The organism is Streptococcus mitis (genome assembly GCF_005844455.1).
Taxonomy (GTDB): Bacteria; Bacillota; Bacilli; order Lactobacillales; family Streptococcaceae; genus Streptococcus; species Streptococcus mitis_BF.
In genome coordinates this window covers 1-23,048 of record NZ_SPGF01000034.1, presented here as the reverse complement: position 1 = coordinate 23,048, position 23,048 = coordinate 1, and the positions used below count along the sequence as shown (strand labels likewise).

Below are 23,048 nucleotides of genomic sequence, written 5' to 3'. Positions count from 1 at the left end.
ATTGAACGATGGAAAAAAGAAGGAAAATCAAATAGAGAAATTGCCTCTCTACTTGGAAAAGCTCCTCAAACTATCCACACTGAAATCAAGCGTGGGACAGTACGACAATGTCTTGGAAAAGGGCGCTTCAAAGAGGTTTATTCTGCCGACTATGCTCAACAATCTTATGAAAGAAATCGGAAGCGCTCGGTCAAGAAATCAAGCTTGACCAAGGAACTAAAGGAAAAGATTCTCCACTATCATAACCAAAAATTTTCGCCTGAAATGATGGTTATGGCTAAGGGAGTTGACGTAGGAATTTCAACCATTTACTACTGGATTCATCATGGAAAATTGGGGTTAACCAAACAGGAACTGCTTTATCCTAGAAAAGGAAAATCTGTTAAGAAACAAGCTAGTCCGAACTTTAAACCCGCTGGTCAATCTATCGAACAGCGTCCTGAAGCTATCAATCTGCGATTGGAAAATGGGCATTATGAGATTGATACGGTTCTGCTTACAAGAGCGAAAAACTATTGTTTACTGGTCTTAACTGATCGAAGGACTAGATATCAAATCATCCGATTAATTCCAAATAAAAGCGCTGAATCGGTCAATCAGGCTCTAAAACTCATCTTAAAACAGCATCAAATTCTTTCCATCACGGCAGATAATGGAACGGAATTCAACCGATTGTCTGATGTGTTTTCTAAGGAACATATCTATAGTGGATTGAAACTAGAGTAGTACACCACGGCTGCTAAAATATTTCTAGGAATTAATTTAACTTTCCTAATTAATTTGTTCACATCTTATTTCAATCTACTATATTATGCGCACCCCTATGCCTCTTGGGAAAGGGGAACTAATGAGAATCACAACAGGCTCATTCGTAGATGGTTACCTAAAGGAACTAAGAAAACGACTCCTAAAGAAGTCGCCTTAATCGAAAATTGGATTAATAACTATCCTAAAAAATGCTTGAACTACAAGTCACCCAGAGAATTTCTTCTGGATAGCTAACTTGAACTTGAAATTCGCCTTTTTCTTAGCTATATTTTACAATTTATCAAAATAAAAACAAGGTCCCTTATTATGGAGGCTCCATTTCTGTTTTTATTTGATATGATTTTCAAACTCTTTTTGGCATTTTTCGATAGCCTTTTTACTCTCTTCTCACTTAGCCTTGGTCTCATCAAATTATTTCTTGGTAACAGGATCTTTTTGCAGTCTCATGTACTTATAATTATTTTCGTCACCCTTTAAGTAGGCACGTGTAAATGGAGTTGCTTTGGCTACAGAGACTGTACCACCCGTTTGACATAGCAGACATGATTAGAGAATTGTCAATCATCCATGCTTGAGCTTCAGCGTATTTTTCATAACGCTTAGCGATATCTTTATTCTCGGCATCTGCTTCTTTTTGAGAAGTGCTTCTTTCGTTGAAGTTTTTTGAACCTCGTCTGTTTTGGTTGTTTTATTGTAAGACCGGCGGTTTACGTTAACGGTGAGGTAGTAGCTTGTCGCTTCTTGTGGACTGTAGACAATCTTATCGCCATACTCTTTCTTAGTTGACTCAAAGTTTGAGCTTGTTGGAAAGAGACAGGCTGTTGTATAGGCACCTTGTGTAAAGCTACAAATCAAAGATTCTTTGTCTTATCCATCGTAGGAAGTTAGTTTGACATTGTCAATCTTAACGTTGTCCTTATCCCAGTAGTTTGGATTCTTTTCATACTCAATGACTGATAAGGATACTTGATATTGTTGGCGAACCATAATCGTTTCCTTTAAAATTCAAAAATTCTTCATTTACTGGAAGCATGGTTGCCGTTGTGACTTTAGAGTTCCAGAAGCTTTCTCGATTGTTGAGCGTGTATCTACCGTGTAATCGTCAACCGCCTTGACTCCTACAGTAGAAAAGTCATTGTTTTATCACTGATGTAGGCAACCAAATCTTCGATAGAATCCCGAAGGAGAGAGACCGTCTGATTTCCCATCAGCTGCGTGTTTCAGTCCTGTGCCTTGACTTCAGCATACTCTTCTCCCTCAGAAGTATACCATTTTACACACTTACGAAGTTTGTAGGTATAAGTCAAACCATCTTTAGAAACAGACCAGTCTTCTGCAAGCGCCAGAATCAAGTTTCCATACTTATCATTTTCCAAAAGACCATCGACAACGGTCGCTATGACATCAGAAGTTGAACTCTTGCTCGTTACACTATAATCCAAAGCATAGACATAAGAGAATATCTTGGGTGCATCAGCCTTCTTTTCGCTGTGCCCACAAGCTGTTAACAGAAGGGCTGCACTCAAGGTCACTCCCGCTCCTAAAAGCTACTTTCCTGATCTCATAAGCGTCTCCTTCAAGATAGTATTTTCACCATTATACCTTATTTTTTATAAATACAAGGGATTTTGCCAGTTTTTTAGAAAATTCTAACAAATATTTTTAAAGACTTTTCTACATAATTTTTACTAAAAAGGCCCCAAACTACAAAAGCTTGAGGTTCTCTCATTTTAGTTAGTCATTTCCACACAGAAAGCATCCCATGGTGCCAAGACCTGTTTTTCAACTGCTTCTTTAGCAGTAGTGTTTTCAATCAAGATTGACTTAACTCTCCATTCTACTGAAAAGTTTTGTTTTTCATTGGACAAGTTAGCCACAACTAAGAAACGACGGTCGCCATCTTTACGGATATAGGCAAAGACCTTGTCAGCCGTATCAAGCAATTCAAAGTCAGCTCGAATCAGCCAGCTGTTCTCCTTACGGATTTGAATCAGTTTCTGATAGGTATAGAAAATAGAATCTGGATTTGCCAGCGCTTCTTGAACGTTGATGGTTTGATAGTTTGGATTGACTGCCAACCAAGGGTGACCTGTTGAGAAACCAGCGTTTTCACTCTCATTCCATTGCATTGGGGTACGGGCATTATCACGTCCAATGACACGGATACTGTCCATGATTTCTTCCATCGGAACACCTTTTTCAAGAGCCTCACGCGCATAGTTAAGGGATTCAATATCTTCTACTTGCTCCAGCGTTTCAAAAGGATAGTTGGTCATTCCAATCTCCTCACCTTGGTAGATATAAGGAGTCCCTCTCATGAGATGAAGCAAGATTGCAAAGGCTTTGGCAGATTTTTCACGATATTCTTGGTCATTTCCCCAGATAGAGACGATGCGAGGAAGGTCATGGTTGTTCCAGAAGAGGGAATTCCAGCCGTCTTCAACTCCTAACTCAGTCTGCCATTTGTTGAAAATTTCTTTTAATTTCCCTACATTTAATTCTTTTTGGTAATGCCACTTAGGTTGCCCTTCCTGATATTGAAGACAGATGTGTTCAAACTGGAAGACCATAGACAATTCTTGTCCCTTTGGATTAGAGTAAAGTTTAGCGATTTCTGGCGTTGCTCCCCAGGTCTCCCCTACTGTCAAGAGATTCTTATCTCCAAAGGTTGCTTGGTTCATCTCCTTGAGATAGGGGTGGAGCATAGGACCATTATTCACTACCTTCTCATCAGGAATTTTCCCAATCATGTCAATGACATCCATACGGAAACCGCCAATGCCCTTATCAATCCAGAAGTTCATCATCTCGTAAATTTTCTGGCGTAGTTTTTCATTTTCCCAGTTGAGATCAGGCTGTTTCTTGCTGAAAAAGTGGAGATAGTACTGACCTGACTTTTCATCGTATTCCCAAGCAGATCCACTAAAGATAGACTCCAAATCATTGGGCTCATCCCGCCAGATATAGTAGTCGCGTTCGGGGCTGTCAGGATTTTCACAGGCCTCGACAAACCAGGCGTGTTCATCCGAGGTATGATTGACCACCAAGTCCATAATAATACGGATATCACGCTTCTTAGCTTCTGCGATCAGTTGGTCCATATCCTCCATAGTCCCGAAAATAGCTGCAATCGCTTGATAATCAGCAATATCATAACCATTATCATCCATCGGACTGTCATAAACCGGAGAAAGCCAAATCGCTGTGATTCCTAGCTTGGCTAGATAGTCCAACTTACTGGTAATACCTGGTAAATCACCAATTCCATCTCCGTTGCTATCCATAAAACTCTTTGGATAGACTTGATAGACCACGGCATTGTGCCACCATTTTTCTTGCATCTTCTCACCTCATTATTTTAATAATCTATAGTCTATGATAGCGTTTTTTGGAATTTTGTGCAAGCGTTTGCTTAATCTTTCTAATTTCTTTTTTAGCTCCGTAGTTTCCTAACTTCCAATTTTTTATTATAATAGAAGTCAGAGGTAAAAACATGAAAAAAACAAGCTTTTAGTTCTGAACAATATCTGAATCTACAGCGCGACCACATTTTGGAGCGCATCAACCAATTTGACGGCAAGCTCTACTTGGAGTTTGGTGGCAAAATGTTAGAAGATTTCCACGCTGCTCGTGTCCTTCCTGGTTATGAACCTGACAACAAAATCAAGCTCTTGCAAGAATTGAAAGAGCAGGTTGAGGTTGTGATTGCCATTAACGCTAGCAACATCGAACACTCTAAAGCACGTGGTGACTTGGGCATTTCTTATGACCAAGAAGTTCTTCGCTTGATTGATAAATTCAATGAATTAGGGATTTTTGTTGGTTCCGTTGTCATCACACAGTACGCTGGCCAACCAGCTGCAGATGCCTTCCGCAACCAACTTGAGAAAAACGGGATTGATTCTTATCTTCATTATCCAATCAAAGGATATCCAACAGATATGGATCACATCATTTCTCCAGAAGGCATGGGGAAAAACGACTACATCAAAACCAGTCGAAACTTGATTGTCGTAACAGCTCCTGGACCTGGTTCTGGAAAATTGGCCACTTGTATGTCCAATATGTACCACGACCAACTCAATGGCATCAAGTCTGGTTACGCTAAATTTGAAACCTTCCCATTCTGGAACCTTCCCCTTCATCATCCAGTCAACTTGGCCTATGAGGCTGCCACAGCAGACCTTGACGATGTCAACATGATTGACCCATTCCATCTTCAAACCTATGGAGAAACCACTGTCAACTACAACCGTGATATTGAAATTTTCCCAGTGCTCAAGCGCATGTTAGAACGCATTCTCAGCGAATCTCCATACGCTTCTCCAACAGACATGGGTGTCAACATGGTTGGTTTCGCTATTACTGATGATGAGGCTGCTGTCGAAGCTTCTAAACAAGAAATCATCCGTCGCTACTATCAAACTGTTCTTGACTTCAAGGCTGAAAAAGTTGGCGAAGCTGCTGTCAAGAAAATTGAGTTGCTCATGAATGACCTCGGCATCACACCTGCAGACCGTAAGGTTGCCGTTGTTGCCCGTCAAAAAGCAGAAGAAACTGGCGGACCAGCCCCAGCCCTTAATTGCCAAGCGGAGAAATTGTCACTGGTAAGAACTCAGAGCTCTTTGGCCCAACAGCCGCTGCCTTGATCAACGCCATCAAGAAATCAGCTGACATCGCTAAAGAAGTAAAACTCATCGAACCTGAACTTGGCAAACCAATCCAAGGTCTTAAAATTGATCATCTGGGTAGCCACAATCCACGCCTTCATTCAAATGAAATCCTGATTGCTCTTGCCATCACAGCTACAGAAAATCCTGATGCTACTCGTGCTATGGAAGAACTTGGCAACCTCAAAGGAAGCGAAGCTCACTCAACCATCATCTTGACAGATGAAGACAAGAACGTCCTTCGCAAATTGGGTATCAATGTAACCTTTGACCCTTACTACCAATACGACCGCTTGTATCGTAAGTAACGATTTCAACCTCTCCACCCTCGGAGAGGTTTTCTCTCTGTCTCAGGAGCCAGCTTTATGTTATAATGAAAGAAGAAAACTGAAAGGATTTACCATGTCAAAAGAAGTTATTGTTGAAAGTTTTGAACTTGACCACACCATTGTTAAAGCACCCTATGTCCGCTTGATTGGGGAAGAAACAGGGCCAAAAGGAGACATCATCTCCAATTATGATATTCGCTTGGTGCAACCAAATGAGGACTCTATCCCTACCGCTGGCCTTCACACCATTGAACACCTCTTAGCCAAACTCATCCGTACCCGAATTGACGGTATGATTGACTGTTCGCCATTTGGCTGCCGTACAGGTTTCCACATGATTATGTGGGGACGCCATACTAGCGCCGAGATTGCAGCTGTTATCAAGGATTCGCTCAAGGAAATCGCTGAGACTACTACTTGGGAAGATGTCCCTGGAACAACCATCGAATCTTGCGGAAACTACAAGGACCACAGCCTCTTTTCTGCTAAAGAATGGGCGAAACTTATTCTAGAACAAGGGATTTCAGATGATGCCTTTGAGCGTCATGTGATTTAAACGTAAAAAAGGAACCAGTTTTTTCAGCTGGTTCCTTCTTTTTTTATCCTCAAAATTCTGTATTAAGCTTTTTCACGAATGACCAAAACACCATCTTCCATATCTGCTTCCAGATGTTTGGCATCTAGATGATCCAAGTGGAAATCTGTTACCTTATCACGAATTTGTTGTTCAACCACGCGACGGAGAGGACGAACACCCATAACTTCGTCATAGCCTTCTTCTGTGATAAAGTCCTTAGCTGCTTGGCTGACTTCCAAATCAATGTCTTTCTTAGCCAAGGTTTGGTTAACTTCAGCCAACATCAAGTCTACAATCTTAGAAAGATCGTCCTTAGTCAAGTGTGAGAACTCGATAACTGCGTTAAAGCGGTTGAGGAATTCTGGACGGAAGAATGGTTTCAAACGGTCCATCAATTCTGGTTTGTCCGCATCTTCTGTCAAGTTGGCTTCATAGCCAAATCCCGCATTTGAAGTCGCAATAATGACAGTATTCTTGAAGTTCACTGTATTTCCTTGACCATCTGTCAAACGACCATCATCCAAGACTTGGAGGAGAAGAGTAATGACTTGAGGATCAGCCTTTTCAATTTCGTCCAAGAGAATGATAGAGTAAGGATTGCGACGGACACGTTCTGTTAAGGTATTGCTATTGTCATCGTAACCCACATAACCAGCTGTCGTACCAATTAGTTTAGAAACGGCTGTGCGGTCACTGTATTCAGACATATCCAAACGAATGATGGCCTCTTTGGTACCAAACATATCCAGTGCCAATTGCTTAGCAAGTTCTGTCTTACCAACACCAGTTGGTCCTACAAAGAGGAAGCTGCCGATTGGGCGATTGCCTTCATCAAAACCAGCACGGTTACGACGGATGGCACGAGCCACAGCTTCAACCGCCTTGTCTTGGCCGATCACCTTGTCTTGCAAGCGATGAGCCATATCTTTCAATCGTTCGATGTCTGATGCTCCCATTTGTGACACTGGAATACCTGTCATTCGTTCCACAGACTCAGCCACATCGTTGACACTTGCAGTCACTTTCATATCTTCTGTGTGGTTTTCGATTTTCTTTTCCAATTCTGCAATACGTGTTTTATAGTTTAGAGCTGCTTCAAAATCTTCCGCCTCGACAGCTTTTTCTTGCTTGTCTTTTTCTGCTTCAATTTCACGTTCAACAGCATGCACATCTGTTACAGGATGTTGAGCCGCCAAGTGAGCTGCCGTTACATCGACAAGGTCAATAGCCTTATCTGGCAAGCTACGTTGAGGAATGTATTGAACAGAATAATCCACCGCTGCTTTCAAAACCTCGTCTGGCAAGATGACATTGTGGTGTTGTTGATAGAGATCACGAATTCCTTGAAGGATTTTAAAGGTATCCTCTGCTGAAGGGGCATCGACCTTGACTTCGTTGAAACGACGAGCAAGTGCTGCATTCTTCAAGATAGTGTTACGATATTCGTCTTGAGTCGTTGCTCCAATCACTGTCAATTCTCCACGAGAGAGGGCTGGCTTGAGAATGTCCGCAAGCCCTTTAGAACCACTGTCTCCACCAGTGCTACCAGCACCGAGAATTTGATGAATTTCATCAAAGAAGAGAATGATATTTCCCGCTTCTTTTACTTCATTGACTAAGTTTTGAACGTTTTCTTCAAAGCTACCACGATATTGAGTACCAGCCTCAAGACCTGAGATATCAATGGAAACAATTTCCTTATTCTTAATAGCAGCTGGAACATCGCCGTTCACAATGGCTTGTGCCAAGCCTTCGACAACGGCTGTCTTACCAACACCTGCGTCTCCAACCAAAACAGGATTGTTCTTAGTACGGCGTGAGAGGATTTCAGATGTTTCTTGAATTTCCTTGTTTCGTCCGATAACAGGATCCAGCTTGCCCTCACGCGCTTCTGCTGTTAAGTTTCGACCCAGTTTAGCAAGGACACCATCTTGTTTCATACCTGAAACCTGTTGTTGCATTTGTCCATCAGCTTCTGCATTTCCTGGTAATTGACCTGTTGCACGATAGTGAGCAAATTCCTCAGGTGTCACTTCACGTCCATTAATCAAGTAACGACGATTTTCAGAACTGTATCCTCGCATACCACCCATCAATTGGTTAAATAAATCATCCATGTTATTAAAATTATTAAAGTTGTTGTTCATATTCTTTACCTCTTTTTGTTATTTATTATTACTGATATTGACTATCTTTGACCTTTATTTTAAAAAATTTAGACTAGCTAGATTGCTACTCTACGTACTATTTCTGGTTTTTCTTTTTCAAGCAGGAGTAGACTATCTTTACTTCTGAAGATTTCTAGATTAAACATAGACCCCACCTCTTTCTATTTTACTTTAAATAAGTGTTCTAGCAAGGCTTTCATTTACCTTACGTTCATAATATACTACATTAGTCAGAAAAGGTCAAGAGTTTTGACTTTGATTGACCAATGTTTTTTATACTCTTCGAAAATCTATTCAAACCTCGTCAGTTCTATCTGTAACCTCAAAACAGTGTTTTGAGCACTTCCTAGTTTGCTCGTTGATTTTCATTGAGTATAAGCGTTCTAGTAAGGCTTTCATTTACCTTACGTTCATAATATACTACATTAGTCAGAAAAGGTCAAGGATTTTGACTTTAATTGACTAATATTTTTTAAACAGCAAAAACACCCTGAAACATCAGGGTGCCATTCTTATCTCAAATACAAAATTGCTAGGGTCAGGAAACTTGCTAGAAGCCCCACTCCCCAAAAGAAGAAGTCAACCTTCCACTCGCTCCAAGGATTTCCTTTACCAGACAATCCTCCAAGCTCAAAATGGTGATGCACAGGCGTCATACGGAAAATACGTTTACCACCAGTCATTTTGAAATAACTTACTTGCATCATAACCGAAGTTGTTTCAAAGACATAAACAATTCCGATAATCAAGAGAGTCCATTCTTGGTGGAGAGCCATAGAAATAGCTGCCAGCATTCCACCGAGAGCCAAACTTCCCACATCTCCCATAAAGACTTTAGCAGGCTTATGGTTAAAGACAAAGAAACCAAGCAAACCACCAATCATAGCAAGAATCACTAGAAGGATATCCATCTGACCTTGCACATAGGCAATAACTCCATAGGCAGACAAACTAATCACAACGGAAATACTAGCTAGACCGTCAATACCGTCTGTCAAGTTGACTGCGTTTGAAAAACCGACTAGCCAGAAAAGAGCGAAGACAATATAGAAAATCCCTAGATGCACTTGGTAACCAAAGACAGAAAGCATATCGCCACCGCGCTCATAGAAAAGGTAGAAAACGACCCCACCTAGGAGCTGAAGAGCCAATTTTTGCTTAGGATTCAGCCCCTCATTGATTTTACGAAAGACCTTGAGAAAGTCATCTAAAAATCCGACAAGTCCATAAAGGACCAAGATGAACAAAATCATTCCTACATTATTGCTGAATTGGCTACTAAATAGGGCAAAAAAGAAGGCAACCAAAACAGAAGCAATTAAGAAAACCAAACCTCCCATTGTAGGAGTCCCAGCTTTTGCCTGATGCTGTTTGACATCCTCATGCATCTGCTGGCCTGTAATTTGCGCCTTTCTATAAAATTTGATAAAGGCCGGAATTCCTACTAAAGTTAGTAAAAATGTCACAATTCCAGCACTGATGGAAATAAACATATTAGTCTCCTAAAGTTAATGTAATTTTTTTAATGTCCTTGATAGCTGTATTAGCACGAACATCTTGCTTCTGCACAGTAGAGCCCGAACCTTCAAATACAAGTTCTATATTTAACCACTTAGAAAAAGCTTCTGCGGTTGCTTTTGTCCAACCATACATATCTGGAACTTCCTCTGCTTTATCAGATAAGAGGAGAACTTGCTGGTTAGGAGCAAGATCCGTCCCTTCTTCTACAGATGATTCTTTAATCTTTGTTCCTGTTCCCACAACGATTGGTTGCACAATATTGCGACGTAAGGCTTCCGCCAAATCGCCAGGTGAAATGTCCTTGATGCTAGGCATGGCATAAGCGCTTTGATTGGTTACCTGATCTAACGTTTTAGCGGTAGATTGGAGGTTAAGGGAATCTTTCATAGCCACTGCTCTTTCCAAGATAGGATTGGCAAATTCCCCCAACTGAATACCTGAATAATGCTCGGGCTGTTGAACCGTCACATAGAGGATAAAATCAGGATTTTCAGCAGGGTTCATCGATACAGCCGAAAAAATGTAATTGGTCGTACCAACCAAGTAACCTCCATTTTTCTCATCGGCAATCTGGGCTGTACCAGACTTGAGAGCTACATTTTGACCAGGAACAGTTACAGTTGGCTTGCCTGTGCTGTGGTTATGCATGGTTCCATAAACGGGATCTGTTCCTACCAAAACCATGTTGGTTCGAGTTAGACTGGCTGCATCTTTGGAAACAGGATTCCCTACAATCTCTTTTTGAGATTTCCGAACAGATTGGTCATTTGGGTCATACAAGGCACTGATAAATTTAGGTTCTAGCATGACTCCATCGTTGGCAATAGCCGTGAAGGCACGAATCATTTGGGTTTGGGTCACTGAAATACCTTGTCCAAATGAACTCTGAGCAATATTGACGATATTGTCAGCTGGAAGTTGACCTGCATACTCATCCGTCAAACCAAACCGAGTCGGAACACCAAATTTAAAGCGATTTAGATAATCAATCCAGGTAGCATCTCCCATCTTTTGCTCAAGAAGCGTCATCCCAACGTTACTTGAGTGCGCGAACCCTTGAGAAAAGGTCATCATTCTTCCACCAGTCAATCCTTCATTGACGTCCCAATCTCGAATAGTAGCATCTGCTACTTTTAACTCACTACTATTGAAAACTTCTCCTCCTGGGAAAGTGTTATTATCAATAGCAGCAGCGAGCGTCATGATCTTCATGGTTGACCCCGGCTCATAGTTACTTTGATAGAGGATATCACGCCAAACAAAGTCCTTGGTAAGTCCTTCCTTAGTATCAGCATCGAAGGTTGGTCTCTGCGTTGTTGCAAGAATTTCTCCCGTTTTAGCACTAACCAGGGTTGCTGTCATATACTTGCCTTTTACTTTCTCTTGAAAGGCATTCATCTGTGTCTCCATGAAGGACTGAAGGGTGCTGGAAATAGTTGTATAAACATCCTTGCCATCTACCGTTTGCTGGGACACTTGTTCAGTTCCGGGGACAATATTACCCAGACGATCCTTTTCATAAGTAATAATACCGTCTTTCCCTGCAAGAATACTATTCAAGGAACTCTCCATCCCAGAAGTTCCCAGCAAACTCTTGCTACCATCCTCATTTTCGTGGAGTTGGGCCAATCCAATAAAACTAGAAGCGAATTGTCCATTTGGATAGCTTCTGTTAGGGCTAGTTGTAAAGTCAATTCCTTCAACACTCGCGTCTTTCAAATCCTTTTTAATAGCCATCATATTGGCATAGGTAATTCCATTTCCTTTGGCACCAAAAGAAACTTGAGTCAGATTCGGTTGAGACAATTGTTCTTTAACATAAGCCTCGTCCATAGCCAGATACTTATGGAAGACCTCTGCTACCTTATTAAACTGGGCATCTTCTACATAAAGAATTTTACCCGTTGCTGATTTGTATTTTTTATCAATGACAGCATAGACATTATAGGAGGTTGCGTCCTCAGCAATCGGGACTCCATTTCGGTCATAAATAGTCCCACGTTTGGCAGGGACTGTACGGGTTATTTGGTGAACTTTCTTGGCCTCTTTGACTAGATCCGCTCCAAATTTACTACCACTCCCGATAATAACAGCAAAATTGACCAAAAAGACAGCGAAAAGTACGACAGCTAACAAGCTGATGTACTTCCCCACTATTTTACGGTTTTCTGCTGGAGATTTACGGTTTCTAATCGCAAATCGGGTTATTCTTTTTGTCCACTTCATATCTTACTCCGCTGATCGAATATTCTCGTTATTCAATTTTAAGTCCTTAGAATTTGCGATTTCTTTCAAGCGTTCTGCCCTCAACAATTCATTTACCTCTTGTTTGGCATCATCCAACTCTGTCTTCTTCTCTTCTATCTGCGCATTGATTTTTGTCAAATCATTTTGTACTTGTAGGAGTCGAGTCTGCATAAAAATAATACTAAGCGCCAAAACGAGAGCTGTAAACGCAATGGAAAGATAAAAAGCCTTCTCCACACGGGAGAATTTTTTTATACGACTCTGCAAGAATTGACTGGTTGTTTCTTTTTTATCTACCATTTTTTCCTCTTACTTGTGAATTTTTCTGGCCACGCGCAACTTAGCTGAGTGCGAGCGGTTATTGGCTTCTAATTCTTCTGCACTTGGCAAGATTGGCTTACGGGATACCAATTCCATCTTGGGCTTGAGATCATCTGGAATGAAAGGCAAGCTTTTTGGAACTTCAACTGTTGAAGCTTCCTTGAACAATTGCTTGGCCAAGCGGTCTTCTAGCGAATGGAAGGTAATCACTGAGATTCTACCATCTAGAGCCAACATATCCATAGCCTGCTGGATGGACTCATCTGTGGCTCCCAGCTCATCGTTAACTTCAATTCGAATAGCTTGGAAAATCTGCTTAGCAGGATGACCCTTCTTCTTGAGTTCCTTGGCCGGTTTAGCCGACTTGATAATTTCTGCTAACTCAGTCGTTGTCTCGATTGGCTTGACTTCACGTGCTTGTTCAATCTTACGCGCAATCTGTTTAGAAAATTTATCCTCACCATACTTGAAGAAAATACGAACCAAGTCATGATAGTCATAGTGGTTCACCACTTCATAAGCTGTCAGACTAGCATCCTGATTCATCCGCATGTCCAGTGGCGCATCCTTTTTATAAGAAAAACCACGCTCACGCTGGTCCAGCTGAGGACTAGACACTCCCAAGTCATAACAAATTCCATCAATTTCTTGGACACCAGCTTCGCGCAAACGTGCCTGTAAATGACGGAAGTTATCTTTGATAAAGGTTACCATCCCTTTTTCGATATAGGGTGCCAAACGTTTTTGCGCATTGTCAATGGCATTCTGGTCCTGATCAAAGGCATAGAGATGGCCTTTTTCACTTAATTTACTCAATAAATATTCGCTATGGCCTGCTCCACCCAAAGTCGCATCAACGTAGATACCGTCAGGCTTTACGTCGAGCATATCAATCGTCTCGTGGAGTAAGACCGTTACATGATGAAATTCTTTTGTCATATCTTATCTATTTTACCACAAATCCGACCAGCTTGCACTAGTCAGACAAATAGACCAAAAACAAGTAAGATTTCTTTAAGAAATATGTCAAATATGCTTGACATTCACTCTATAGAAGAATATAATGTAGTCAAATATATACGACACAAATCAGAAAGGAGAACAGATGAATCGTGTGAAAGAATTTCGCAAAGAACTGGGCATTTCCCAGCTCGAGCTCGCCAAATATATCGGTGTCTCGAGACAAACCATCAATATGATTGAGAACGACAAGTACAATCCAACTCTGGAACTCTGTCTCAATCTTGCCCGTAGCCTCCAAACTGACCTCAACAGTCTCTTTTGGGAGGATAATTTTTAAAAAAGGAGCCAACTCATGAAAAAAGAAACCTTCACTGAAAAACTAATCAAACGCATTTATGGCATTTCTGGCCCTCTTGACGAACACAAACGGCGCGAAGCTGATCGTATCGGTAATAAAATCTTTGTGATTCTCTTTTACCTCATGACTTTAGGTAATCTTATTCCCTTTGTCCTTGCTTATAAATACCCACAAATTGTCGCTATCGGCTATCCTCTTGTGGTATTCGGCATTTCGATGATTTCTGCTCTCTATGTGCTCTCCCAAACCAAAAAAACAGGGATTACAGCTATTGATCCAGATATGCTGAGCGAGAAAGAAAGTAAGCAACTATACTACCCAAGTCTTAAAGCAGGTTTGTTCTTTGGTCTATGGATGTTTTTTATAACGCCTCTTCTCAGTATACTCATAGGTGAAGGTCAGGACTATTTTCATTCTCTCCTCACTATAAGAAATGGTGTATCAAGCATTCTCGGTTCTATCTTCTTCGGAGCGAGCATACAGTTCCTCATCTCCCGTCGCATTGCAAAAGCCAAGGAAGACCAGGATGATTAGGAGCCAACTCATGAAAAAAGAAAAGAAACAGTTACCTTATCCTGGTCTAAAAGCAGGTTCGATTTATGGAACCGTGATATTTTTTATAATTCCACTCATTGATACCCTAACAAGTGAAAAGCCAAATTTTATCAGTTCTCTTCTAAATACAAAACATATTTTTAAAACTATACTGGGAGCTTTCTTTTTCGGAGTGATGATACATATTGTCGACTCACCTCGTATTGCAAGAGCTAAAAAAGACCAGAATTAGGAGGTCCCCTATGAAATCACTAGTAACTTTACTTACCTATCATCTTTTGTTCAGTTCTCTGCTCACCTTCATCATCATTTCAGGGAACTTGCCAATCAGCGAGATATTCCTCGTGCTAGTCTTTATTCCAGCACTTAACACAGGACTGACTTATCTAAAGATTGACTCCCAAAAAACGCGCATACTCAACTTAGCACTATACTTTATGATTCTATCTTTTCCACAACTGATGCTCATCTCAAGCGGTTGGAAATATTATTTACTGTTGACTATCGCTAGCCTTTCTTCTATCACTTATCTTTATTATCTCTATCAATTCGTAAAAGAAAATCAGTAAAACCGCTCATTTAGGAGGTTACTAGCATGAAAAAAGAAGACTTAACCACTCGCCTACTCCGAAATCTCTTTCATATCCAAGGCCCTTTTGATGAATGCCGGCAAGAGATTATCTACAAAGCCTGTGCCCGTTCCATGGTCCAAATCGTTTATTCTTCCTTCTTTCTCTTCTTGTTTTATCTATTATTTGGACGCTTCATAGAAGTGGTTCGCTATGCCATGCCCTACGTATACTCTGGACTCATTTTTTTCATTACTTTAAAAACTCAAAGAGCCGTCAAAGAACTCCATCTGGAAAAAAATGACAAGTCAGAAATCATCCTTAAAACCTACAGCAAAGCTCAAATCAAATTCCGAAGCTGGGTTGTGTTTATTGGCATTCAGATTGGCTTCTTTACCTTACTCATCTTTCATAAAGTCTTCGTTCAGCAGATGTCCCTTCCAGATTTTGTGAAGTTACTCATGCAATTCGATAAAAGTGTTCCTTTCCTAATGTAGGGCCTGATTATCGGTAGCATTTTTGGAACCCTGACCTACGGATTTCTATCACTACAGGAGGAGAAAACTCCTAAACATACCAAACAGAAGGAGAAAAGCAATCAATGACCTCACTATACGATTTTTCAGTCTTGAACCAAGACAATCAAAAAACTCCCCTAGATGCCTATCGTGGTATGGTTCTCTTGGTTGTCAACACTGCTACTGGATGTGGTTTAACGCCCCAGTACCAAGGACTCCAAGAACTCTATGACCGCTATCAAGATCAGGGCTTTGAAATCTTAGATTTCCCTTGCAATCAGTTTATGGGACAAGCACCCGGCAATGCAGAGGAAATCAACAACTTCTGTAGCCTAAACTATCAAACCACTTTCCCACGCTTTGCCAAAATCAAGGTTAACGGTAAGGAAGCAGAACCTCTCTTCGTTTGGTTGAAAGACCAGAAATCTGGCCCACTAGGAAAACGAATCGAATGGAATTTCGCTAAGTTTCTCATTGGTCGAGATGGCCAGGTCTTTGAACGCTTCTCTTCCAAAACAGATCCAAAACAAATTGAAGAGGCCATACAAAACCTACTATAATTTCACAATCTCACTATTCTTAGGCCTCCTTTAGCCTAATGAATAGTGAGATTTTTTGATTGGCTTTGACTTATACTCTTCGAAAATCTCTTCAAATCGCGTCAACGTCGCCTTGCCATATATATGTTACTGACTTCGTCAGTTCTATCTGCAACCTCAAAACAGTGTTTTGAGCTGACCTCGTCAGTCTTATCTACAACCTCAAAACAGTGTTTTGAGCAACCTGCGGCTAGTTTCCCAGTTTGCTCTTTGATTTTCATTGAGTATTGTAGCGGATTGAATCTAGAATAGTACACCATGGTTGCTAAAATATTTCTATACATTAATTTGACTTTCCTAATCAATTTGTTCACATCTTATTTCAATCTACTATAAATAGAAAAAGTGGACAAATGTCTACTAGGAATATCAGAAACATCGAGAATTTTAATCAAACTAAAAGGACTTAGCCCTGTACAATACAGAACTAAATCCTTTTAATAAATAATTGCTCCAACTTTTAAAATCCCTACAGAAATTCCAGTTTTTCTCTATTTGATACCAGACATTAGCTTTTCAATACGTGGAACGTAGAAGAATAAGATAATACTGAATACAATCGTAATTCCTCCAACAATTCCATAGTAAGCGACCTCAGTTTTGCTTGTATAAAATTTTACAATTTGAGCATTGATAGCTTGGGCAGCAGCATTACTCAAGAACCAGATAGACATCATTTGTGCTTGGAAGGATTTTGGTGCTAGCTTAGTAGTGACTGATAGACCAATAGGCGAAATCAACATTTCCCCCACAATCACAATAGCCCAACTCATAATCAACCAGAAAGGGCTGACCTTAACATCTGTTCCAAAAAGCATCCCTGGTAACATCATCCACAAGAAAGATAAACCTGCCGCAAATAAACCGTAAGCAAATTTCTTAGAAGAGGATGGTTGCTTTTTACCCATTTTCCCCCACAACCACGCAAAAATCGGCACATAAATCATAATGAAAAGTGGATTGATACTTTGGAAAAAGCTAGATGGGAAATAAATCTGATTCCCAAATACATTAAAGTAGAGTCGAGTTTGATCATCCGCAAATAGAGCAAGAACAACAGAACCCTGCTCCTCAATAGACCAGAAGAGTACTCCGGCGATAAATAGAGGAATGTAGGCAAATACTCGGGATCTCTCAGTAGCAGTTATTTTCTGACTAGATAAAATTTTGAAGAAATAGTAGATTGGAATGATTACCGCAATTATTGTAAAGATATTAACAATCATATCCACGTTAAACTGGTGAGTAAAGACTAAACCTAGAACCACCAGAATAACCATGACAAGTGTAATCAGCAAGCGCTTAATCAAGGTCTGCTGGTCCTTCTGTGAAAGTGGATCAGTAGGGTAAAGGCTTGATTCAGGCAGGTATTTTTTCCCATCTAAAACATACTTCACCAGACCAAAGAACATCCCAACAGCAGCTAATGAGAAACCTAGATGGAAATTAACTTCCTGACCTAGATAACCCACTAGATAAGGGGCAACGAAGGCACCTAAGTTAATACCAAAGACAAAGATACTAAAACCTGCATCCCGCCTATCATCCTCTTTCTCATAAATTCCCCCAACCATATCTGAGATATTGGGTTTTAGAAATCCAGTACCAAAGATAATCAAGGCAATAGAAAGATAGAGAGCCACTTGTCCAAAAGGTGTTGACAAAGCAATATGCCCCAGCATAATCATAATCCCACCGTAAAAGACGGTCTTACGGCTTCCTAAAATACGGTCACTGACAAAACCACCGACAACCGAGGACAAAAATACCAGCGAGCCATAAATCGCCATAACCGATGCAGCTGTGGTCTTATCCATCCCCAACCCACCATCTTGCACACTATAGTACATATAGTAAAGTAGGATAGCTCGCATCCCATAGTAAGAAAAGCGTTCCCACATCTCTGTGAAGAAGAGGGTAGACAAGCCAATAGGATGTCCAAAAAATGTTTTCTGTTTTTCCATATATATTCTCCTTAAGCGATATAATAATTCATTTTACATAATTTTCAAATAAATGTCAAACAAATCCTATTTTTTTAGAAAATTTTCTGAAAAGATCTATTTAGATTAGTTTCCGCTTTATCTTCAATTAAAAAATATCAAATAAAGATTCAATTACCAATTTAGTAAGAAAGTATAAAAAAGAACACCCCGAAAGGTGCTCTGTATAAGTATAGTAATTCTTTCGAATTAACGTTTACTAAATTGTGATGCTTTACGAGCTTTCTTAAGACCTGGTTTCTTACGTTCAACTTTACGTGAGTCACGTGTAAGAAGTCCTGCGCGTTTCAATGAATCGCGGAAGTCTGGGTCTACTTGAAGAAGGGCACGAGCGATACCGTGACGGATAGCTCCTGATTGACCAGCGTATCCACCACCTACAACGTTAACGAAAACGTCGTATGAACCTACAGTTGAAGTAACTGCGAATGGTTGGTTGATGACAAGACGAAGGTCAGCGTGTGGGATGTACTCTTCAACATCTTTTTTGTTAACAGTGATTTTACCAGTTCCTGGAACAAGGCGAACGCGTGCAACAGCGTTTTTACGACGTCCAGTACCTGCATATTGTGCTTGTGACATACTTTATTGTTCCTTTCCTTAGATAAGTCCTGAAATATCAAGAACTTCTGGTTGTTGTGCAGCGTGAGTGTGCTCAGCTCCAACGAATACTTTCAACTTCATACCTTGAGCGCGGCCAAGAGTATTGTGTGGAAGCATACCTTTAACTGATTTTTCGATCAAACGTACTGCATTTTTAGAACGAAGTTCACCTGCAGAGATTTGTTTCAATCCACCTGGGTGGTTTGAGTGAGTGTAGTAGATTTTATCAGTTGCTTTTTTACCAGTCAATTTAACTTTTTCAGCATTGATAACAATCACAAAGTCACCTGTATCAGTATGTGGTGTAAATGTTGGTTTGTTTTTTCCGCGAAGTACGCTAGCAACAACTGCTGAAAGGCGTCCAAGAGGTACATCAGTTGCGTCAACAACGTACCATTTGCGTTCTACTTGGCCTGGTTTAGCCATGAATGTAGTTTTGTTCATGATTTCTCCTATATGAATATCGTTTTTGTTTACAGGGCGGATGTTCCGGTCCGCGGGGTATTTGAAAGGTTCCGGGGCCTTACAAATGGGGTAAACAATACCGTCTACTATCATACCAAATTTTACTACTAAAAGTCAATAGATATGAAAAATATTTTTACCGATTTCGGTGTTTAACATCTAGAAAAACCTCGCTTTTGCGAGGCTCTCCTATTTATAAGCTAAAGCACGTTTAAAGGTTTTCCAGATTCCCAAATCATCCGTTTGAAGGACTAGACTAGCATACATGCGTCCGATAAAGGCTGTTGCAGTGACTGCAAAGACAACCGTTATGGCAAGTGAAATCCAAGCTTCTAACCCATTTGCATAACCATTAATAGCTCTAAACGGCATAAAGAAGGTCGAAATAAAGGGAATATAAGAACCAATCTTCAAGATGAGATTGTCACCAGCTGCACCTAGAGCTGTCACTCCAAAAAAACCACCCATAATCAAAATCATCAAAGGCGACAAGGCTTTTCCTGAATCCTCAGGACGAGAAACCATAGAACCTAGAAAGGCTGCCAAGACTACATACATAAAGAGACTGACCAAAATAAAGAACAATGTATTCAGTGAGAAAGCATCTCCCAAGTGATCTAAAACACCAGACTGAGCCAAGAATGGCAAATCTTTAAAGAGCAAAATGGCTGCCAGACCACCTACAACATAAATCCCAATATGCGTTAAAATCACTAGAAACAGAGCCATCATCCGCGCATAGAAATAGTGACTAGCCCTTATGCTAGAAAAGACGACTTCCATAATTTTGGTGCCTTTTTCACTAGCAACTTCCTGAGCCGTCACACTCGCATAGGTAATCAGAATCATATAAAGAAAGAATCCTAAGGCGCCTGCTGCAATTGTTTGAATAAGCTTTTTATTTTCCTTGGCTTCATCAATCTTTTCTGTAAATTGAATTGTCTGCGCTAAGCGTTTTTCCTGCTCTTGAGATAAGGAGGCCGTTGAACGATTAAGCTGATTTTGTAGTTCATTGAGGGTACCTGTAACTGCAAATTTAATTCCATTTTCAAGCGACGTTTCGCCATGATAAACTGCCTTTAGAACACTATCTTCTTGGTCAATAGTCAGATAGCCTTTTAATTTTTCATCTTTAATCGCTTCTTTGGCACTTGCTTCGTCTTTATAGTCAAAGTTAACACCATTTACATTCTTCAGTCCTTCTGCTACAGACGGCACTGTTGTCACTACTGCCACTTTATCATTTTTAGCCATTGAAGGACCTTGGAGATAGCCAATTCCTCCAAAGAGACCGATAAATAAGAACGGCGAAATCACCATAAAGAAGAAACTCCACGACTTGACATGCCGAAGATAGGTTTCCTTCATTACAACCCACATATTTCTCATACTTCCACCCCTGATTCTAGTTTAAAGATTTCATCGATTGTTGGAGCTTGTTGGTCAAAGGTTGCGATATATTGCCCTTGAGTCAAGATTGGGAAGAGCTCTCTACCAGCACTCTCATCCTCCAATATCAATTTCCAACTACCTTGTTTGGTCAAGCTCACCTGTTTGACATGAGGAAGGTTTTCCAATTCTTCCTTGCTTCGTTCACTTGAAACAAAGAGACGCGTTTTCCCGTATTGATTACGGACATCCTGAACCGGTCCATGCAAGACCACACGGCCATCTCGAATCATCAGAATATCGTCACAAAGTTCCTCAACATTAGTCATAACATGATCAGAGAAGATAATGGTTGCTCCGCGCTCTTTTTCCTGAAAAATGACTTGTTTGAGCAATTCTGTATTGACTGGGTCCAAACCACTGAAAGGCTCATCCAAGATAATCAAGTCTGGTTCATGAATCAGAGTAATGATGAGCTGAATCTTCTGCTGATTTCCTTTTGACAGACTCTTAATTTTATCTGTCAGCTTTCCTTTCACTTCCAACCTCTTCATCCATTGAGGGAGTTTTTCCTTGACCTCCTTGGCATCCATGCCTTTTAGAGTCGCCAAATAACGAACTTGTTCAAGGACTGTCAATTTAGGCATGAGACTGCGTTCTTCAGGCAGATAGCCAATCCGAGCGTAGGTCTCCTGACGAATATCCTGACCATCTAGACTGATTTCTCCTTGATATTCTAAAAACTTCAAAATACTGTGGAAAATTGTTGTTTTTCCAGCACCATTTTTCCCGACTAGTCCCAAAATACGACCTAGTCGCGCTTGAAAGTCAATACCAAACAAAACTTGCTTAGATCCAAAACTTTTCTCTAGATTTCTTACTTCTAGCATCTTTCACCTCCGAAATGTCTTTCACTCATTATACTCCTTTTTGATAGCCTTTACAATGATTTCTGTTCATTTTTAGAAGACTATTGCTATGTAAAATATGGCCTGGAGTACTTTTATACTCAATGAAAATCAAAGAGCAAACTAGGAAGCTAGCCGCAGGCTGTACTTGAGTACGGCAAGGCGAAGCTGACGTGGTTTGAATTTGATTTTCGAAGAGTATTAGTGATAAATCCATTATACAGTAGAAAACTTAATTTATACCTTCCGCTCCTCAACTGTCTATTTTTGATCCTGAATGGTTATTTGAGCAACTCCTTTATTCCAAATAGCTTTTCCCTAAAAATCATTACATCATATGTTCCCATTTGTCAAAAATAAAAATCTTATCTATTTACTTTGAAATAAAACATCATCAAATAGCAACTATTATCAATTAAAACATTACTTAACAACCATCGTCCTCTATATGACTACCATCTTTGAAGAATTACCTATCTCTATATGAATAGTCATTCTTAAACCTAAAAATTTTTTGAAATCAAGTTGACCTAAACCTCTCATTACCTCATGAGATTCCATGAAATTTACAGTAGATTGAAATAAGATGTGAACAAATTGATTAGGAAAGTCAAATTAATGTATAGAAATATTTTAGCAACCATGGCGTACTATTCTAGATTCAATCCACTATAGGCTTTAGATTCACTACTCAATTTACCTGTATCAAAAATCTCCTAGCAGGCTTTCCTGCTAGGAGATTTTTTACGAGAGGTACTTGCTTAAGCTTTGAAAATCGGATTTATCATCTGATGTTTATCAAACAATCTACCAATTAAGCTTCTTCGTCTTCTTTACGACGACGTCCTGCAAGACCGAGACCAAGTAATGCACTTGCAGCTGCTGCTACCATAGCCACAGTAGAATCCACTGTACCTGTATTTGGCAATTCTTTAGCCGCTTTACGCGCATTTGCTTGTGCTGATACTGTTTGGCTAGCATTAGATGCTGCTTGAGTAGTAGCTGGAGCTACAGCTGATGTTTGAGCAGATTGGTCGTTAGCTGTAGTTGCATGATCAGTTGATGGAGCAACTTTCGCCATGAAGTCTTCGATACGTTTAACCATTGCATCCACTTCTGCTTGAGTTGCGTCTACATTAGCAAATACTTTCTTAGCATCTGCTGATAATGTATTCGCTTCTTTTGCAGTTTCTGCATCAAGCTTAGCTGATTCTTTGATGATTAATTCATCTAATTGATGGGTAGCACTTTCTAACTTAGCTTTATTAACTTTGGCTTCAGTGTTATTATCTCCGTTATTTGCTCCATTTCCTTCATTTCCATGATTTGTTGTTGCTGGGTTTACTGCTTTTACTGCATTTGTTCCTTCAGTTGCTTTTGCGTCTACTCCAGCTTGATCTTTCGCTTCATCGATCGCTTTCTTAGCATCGTCTGCTGCTTTCTTAGCTTCTGCTTTCGCTGCTGCTTTTTCTGCATCTGAAAGTTTGTCGTTAGCGTCGATCGCTTTGTCTTTTTCT

19 protein-coding genes and 5 pseudogenes are annotated in these 23,048 nt (G+C 40.3%); 11 read left to right on the top strand and 13 right to left on the bottom strand.

Going from position 1 to position 23,048, the window contains the following annotated elements:
• Positions 1-702: pseudogene (locus FGQ53_RS07375) on the top strand (IS30 family transposase); the annotation flags it as partial.
• Positions 703-807: 105 nt separating this feature from the next.
• A pseudogene (locus FGQ53_RS12315) lies at positions 808-1,057 on the top strand (transposase); the annotation flags it as partial.
• A gap of 311 nt (positions 1,058-1,368) precedes the next feature.
• Here the strand turns inward: FGQ53_RS12315 and FGQ53_RS07370 are convergent.
• Positions 1,369-2,300 (bottom strand): annotated as a pseudogene (locus FGQ53_RS07370) (ABC transporter substrate-binding protein); the annotation flags it as partial.
• Between the two features lie 198 nt (positions 2,301-2,498).
• Positions 2,499-4,109, bottom strand: a complete 1,611-nt coding sequence (locus tag FGQ53_RS07365) for a glycoside hydrolase family 13 protein (protein ID WP_138337289.1) — start codon at positions 4,107-4,109, stop codon at positions 2,499-2,501.
• A 186-nt stretch (positions 4,110-4,295) separates the two neighbouring features.
• Between FGQ53_RS07365 and FGQ53_RS07360 the strand changes: the two are divergent.
• Positions 4,296-5,746: pseudogene (locus tag FGQ53_RS07360) on the top strand (DUF1846 domain-containing protein).
• A 94-nt stretch (positions 5,747-5,840) separates the two neighbouring features.
• Positions 5,841-6,323 (top strand): S-ribosylhomocysteine lyase, encoded by a 483-nt coding sequence (locus FGQ53_RS07355; protein WP_000032547.1) that lies wholly within the window; start codon positions 5,841-5,843, stop codon positions 6,321-6,323.
• A gap of 62 nt (positions 6,324-6,385) precedes the next feature.
• Here FGQ53_RS07355 and FGQ53_RS07350 read toward each other — a convergent pair whose 3' ends face one another.
• From FGQ53_RS07350 to rsmH, 5 genes are all read right to left on the bottom strand, one after another.
• On the bottom strand, positions 6,386-8,491 hold the full coding sequence (locus tag FGQ53_RS07350; RefSeq protein ID WP_138337287.1) for an ATP-dependent Clp protease ATP-binding subunit: 2,106 nt from the start codon (positions 8,489-8,491) through the stop codon (positions 6,386-6,388).
• 533 nt (positions 8,492-9,024) lie between these two features.
• On the bottom strand, positions 9,025-10,005 hold the full coding sequence (gene mraY, locus FGQ53_RS07345) for a phospho-N-acetylmuramoyl-pentapeptide-transferase (protein ID WP_138337284.1): 981 nt from the start codon (positions 10,003-10,005) through the stop codon (positions 9,025-9,027).
• Position 10,006: 1 nt separating this feature from the next.
• On the bottom strand, positions 10,007-12,259 hold the full coding sequence (gene pbp2X, locus FGQ53_RS07340) for a penicillin-binding protein PBP2X (RefSeq protein WP_138337282.1): 2,253 nt from the start codon (positions 12,257-12,259) through the stop codon (positions 10,007-10,009).
• 3 nt (positions 12,260-12,262) lie between these two features.
• Positions 12,263-12,580 carry a cell division protein FtsL gene (ftsL, locus tag FGQ53_RS07335; protein ID WP_000227825.1) on the bottom strand — a complete coding sequence of 106 codons (318 nt, stop codon included), beginning with the start codon at positions 12,578-12,580 and terminating at the stop codon, positions 12,263-12,265.
• A gap of 9 nt (positions 12,581-12,589) precedes the next feature.
• Complete coding sequence (gene rsmH / locus FGQ53_RS07330) at positions 12,590-13,540, bottom strand: 16S rRNA (cytosine(1402)-N(4))-methyltransferase RsmH (RefSeq protein WP_138337279.1); 951 nt, start codon at positions 13,538-13,540, stop codon at positions 12,590-12,592.
• Positions 13,541-13,706: 166 nt separating this feature from the next.
• On the opposite strand from rsmH, the gene FGQ53_RS07325 reads away from it, so the two are divergent.
• The 7 genes and pseudogenes from FGQ53_RS07325 to FGQ53_RS12310 all read left to right on the top strand — a co-directional run bounded on the left by FGQ53_RS07325 (position 13,707) and on the right by FGQ53_RS12310 (position 16,604).
• Positions 13,707-13,901 (top strand): helix-turn-helix transcriptional regulator, encoded by a 195-nt coding sequence (locus FGQ53_RS07325; RefSeq protein ID WP_138337276.1) that lies wholly within the window; start codon positions 13,707-13,709, stop codon positions 13,899-13,901.
• A gap of 15 nt (positions 13,902-13,916) precedes the next feature.
• Positions 13,917-14,456: a DUF3278 domain-containing protein gene (locus tag FGQ53_RS07320; RefSeq protein ID WP_138337273.1), complete on the top strand. Its 540-nt coding sequence runs from the start codon at positions 13,917-13,919 to the stop codon at positions 14,454-14,456.
• A 10-nt stretch (positions 14,457-14,466) separates the two neighbouring features.
• Positions 14,467-14,709, top strand: a complete 243-nt coding sequence (locus FGQ53_RS07315) for a hypothetical protein (RefSeq protein ID WP_138337271.1) — start codon at positions 14,467-14,469, stop codon at positions 14,707-14,709.
• Positions 14,710-14,719: 10 nt separating this feature from the next.
• Positions 14,720-15,046, top strand: coding sequence for a hypothetical protein (locus FGQ53_RS07310; protein ID WP_138337268.1), 327 nt, complete (start codon positions 14,720-14,722; stop codon positions 15,044-15,046).
• 26 nt (positions 15,047-15,072) lie between these two features.
• Positions 15,073-15,651, top strand: a pseudogene (locus FGQ53_RS07305) (DUF3278 domain-containing protein).
• Complete coding sequence (locus FGQ53_RS07300; RefSeq protein ID WP_138337265.1) at positions 15,648-16,124, top strand: glutathione peroxidase; 477 nt, start codon at positions 15,648-15,650, stop codon at positions 16,122-16,124. Before FGQ53_RS07305 ends, FGQ53_RS07300 begins: the two are co-directional and overlap by 4 nt.
• Before the next feature lie 384 nt (positions 16,125-16,508).
• Positions 16,509-16,604 (top strand): IS3 family transposase, encoded by a 96-nt coding sequence (locus FGQ53_RS12310; protein WP_413777561.1) that lies wholly within the window; start codon positions 16,509-16,511, stop codon positions 16,602-16,604.
• Between the two features lie 50 nt (positions 16,605-16,654).
• Here the strand turns inward: FGQ53_RS12310 and FGQ53_RS07290 are convergent, their stop codons facing one another.
• From FGQ53_RS07290 to FGQ53_RS11990, 6 genes are all read right to left on the bottom strand, one after another.
• Positions 16,655-18,127 carry a peptide MFS transporter gene (locus tag FGQ53_RS07290; RefSeq protein WP_171019106.1) on the bottom strand — a complete coding sequence of 491 codons (1,473 nt, stop codon included), beginning with the start codon at positions 18,125-18,127 and terminating at the stop codon, positions 16,655-16,657.
• A 228-nt stretch (positions 18,128-18,355) separates the two neighbouring features.
• Positions 18,356-18,748 carry a 30S ribosomal protein S9 gene (gene rpsI, locus FGQ53_RS07285; protein ID WP_000075973.1) on the bottom strand — a complete coding sequence of 131 codons (393 nt, stop codon included), beginning with the start codon at positions 18,746-18,748 and terminating at the stop codon, positions 18,356-18,358.
• Between the two features lie 18 nt (positions 18,749-18,766).
• Positions 18,767-19,213 (bottom strand): 50S ribosomal protein L13, encoded by a 447-nt coding sequence (gene rplM, locus FGQ53_RS07280; RefSeq protein WP_001044624.1) that lies wholly within the window; start codon positions 19,211-19,213, stop codon positions 18,767-18,769.
• A 210-nt stretch (positions 19,214-19,423) separates the two neighbouring features.
• Positions 19,424-20,623: an ABC transporter permease gene (locus FGQ53_RS07275; RefSeq protein WP_138337262.1), complete on the bottom strand. Its 1,200-nt coding sequence runs from the start codon at positions 20,621-20,623 to the stop codon at positions 19,424-19,426.
• Positions 20,620-21,513 (bottom strand): ABC transporter ATP-binding protein, encoded by an 894-nt coding sequence (locus tag FGQ53_RS07270; protein ID WP_138337260.1) that lies wholly within the window; start codon positions 21,511-21,513, stop codon positions 20,620-20,622. The genes FGQ53_RS07275 and FGQ53_RS07270 overlap by 4 nt, the downstream gene beginning before the upstream one ends.
• A gap of 832 nt (positions 21,514-22,345) precedes the next feature.
• The coding region (locus tag FGQ53_RS11990; RefSeq protein ID WP_229090346.1) for a DUF1542 domain-containing protein at positions 22,346-23,048 on the bottom strand (703 nt) is incomplete at its 5' end.

What these genes read in the sequence shown, in the direction of transcription:
- FGQ53_RS07365 (WP_138337289.1), bottom strand. Translation starts at nt 4,109, where the DNA reads ATGCAAGAAAAATGGTGGCACAATGCCGTGGTCTATCAAGTCTATCCA.
- FGQ53_RS07355 (WP_000032547.1), top strand. Translation starts at nt 5,841, where the DNA reads ATGTCAAAAGAAGTTATTGTTGAAAGTTTTGAACTTGACCACACCATT.
- FGQ53_RS07350 (WP_138337287.1), bottom strand. Translation starts at nt 8,491, where the DNA reads ATGAACAACAACTTTAATAATTTTAATAACATGGATGATTTATTTAAC.
- mraY (WP_138337284.1), bottom strand. Translation starts at nt 10,005, where the DNA reads ATGTTTATTTCCATCAGTGCTGGAATTGTGACATTTTTACTAACTTTA.
- pbp2X (WP_138337282.1), bottom strand. Translation starts at nt 12,259, where the DNA reads ATGAAGTGGACAAAAAGAATAACCCGATTTGCGATTAGAAACCGTAAA.
- ftsL (WP_000227825.1), bottom strand. Translation starts at nt 12,580, where the DNA reads ATGGTAGATAAAAAAGAAACAACCAGTCAATTCTTGCAGAGTCGTATA.
- rsmH (WP_138337279.1), bottom strand. Translation starts at nt 13,540, where the DNA reads ATGACAAAAGAATTTCATCATGTAACGGTCTTACTCCACGAGACGATT.
- FGQ53_RS07325 (WP_138337276.1), top strand. Translation starts at nt 13,707, where the DNA reads ATGAATCGTGTGAAAGAATTTCGCAAAGAACTGGGCATTTCCCAGCTC.
- FGQ53_RS07320 (WP_138337273.1), top strand. Translation starts at nt 13,917, where the DNA reads ATGAAAAAAGAAACCTTCACTGAAAAACTAATCAAACGCATTTATGGC.
- FGQ53_RS07315 (WP_138337271.1), top strand. Translation starts at nt 14,467, where the DNA reads ATGAAAAAAGAAAAGAAACAGTTACCTTATCCTGGTCTAAAAGCAGGT.
- FGQ53_RS07310 (WP_138337268.1), top strand. Translation starts at nt 14,720, where the DNA reads ATGAAATCACTAGTAACTTTACTTACCTATCATCTTTTGTTCAGTTCT.
- FGQ53_RS07300 (WP_138337265.1), top strand. Translation starts at nt 15,648, where the DNA reads ATGACCTCACTATACGATTTTTCAGTCTTGAACCAAGACAATCAAAAA.
- FGQ53_RS07290 (WP_171019106.1), bottom strand. Translation starts at nt 18,127, where the DNA reads ATGGAAAAACAGAAAACATTTTTTGGACATCCTATTGGCTTGTCTACC.
- rpsI (WP_000075973.1), bottom strand. Translation starts at nt 18,748, where the DNA reads ATGTCACAAGCACAATATGCAGGTACTGGACGTCGTAAAAACGCTGTT.
- rplM (WP_001044624.1), bottom strand. Translation starts at nt 19,213, where the DNA reads ATGAACAAAACTACATTCATGGCTAAACCAGGCCAAGTAGAACGCAAA.
- FGQ53_RS07275 (WP_138337262.1), bottom strand. Translation starts at nt 20,623, where the DNA reads ATGAGAAATATGTGGGTTGTAATGAAGGAAACCTATCTTCGGCATGTC.
- FGQ53_RS07270 (WP_138337260.1), bottom strand. Translation starts at nt 21,513, where the DNA reads ATGCTAGAAGTAAGAAATCTAGAGAAAAGTTTTGGATCTAAGCAAGTT.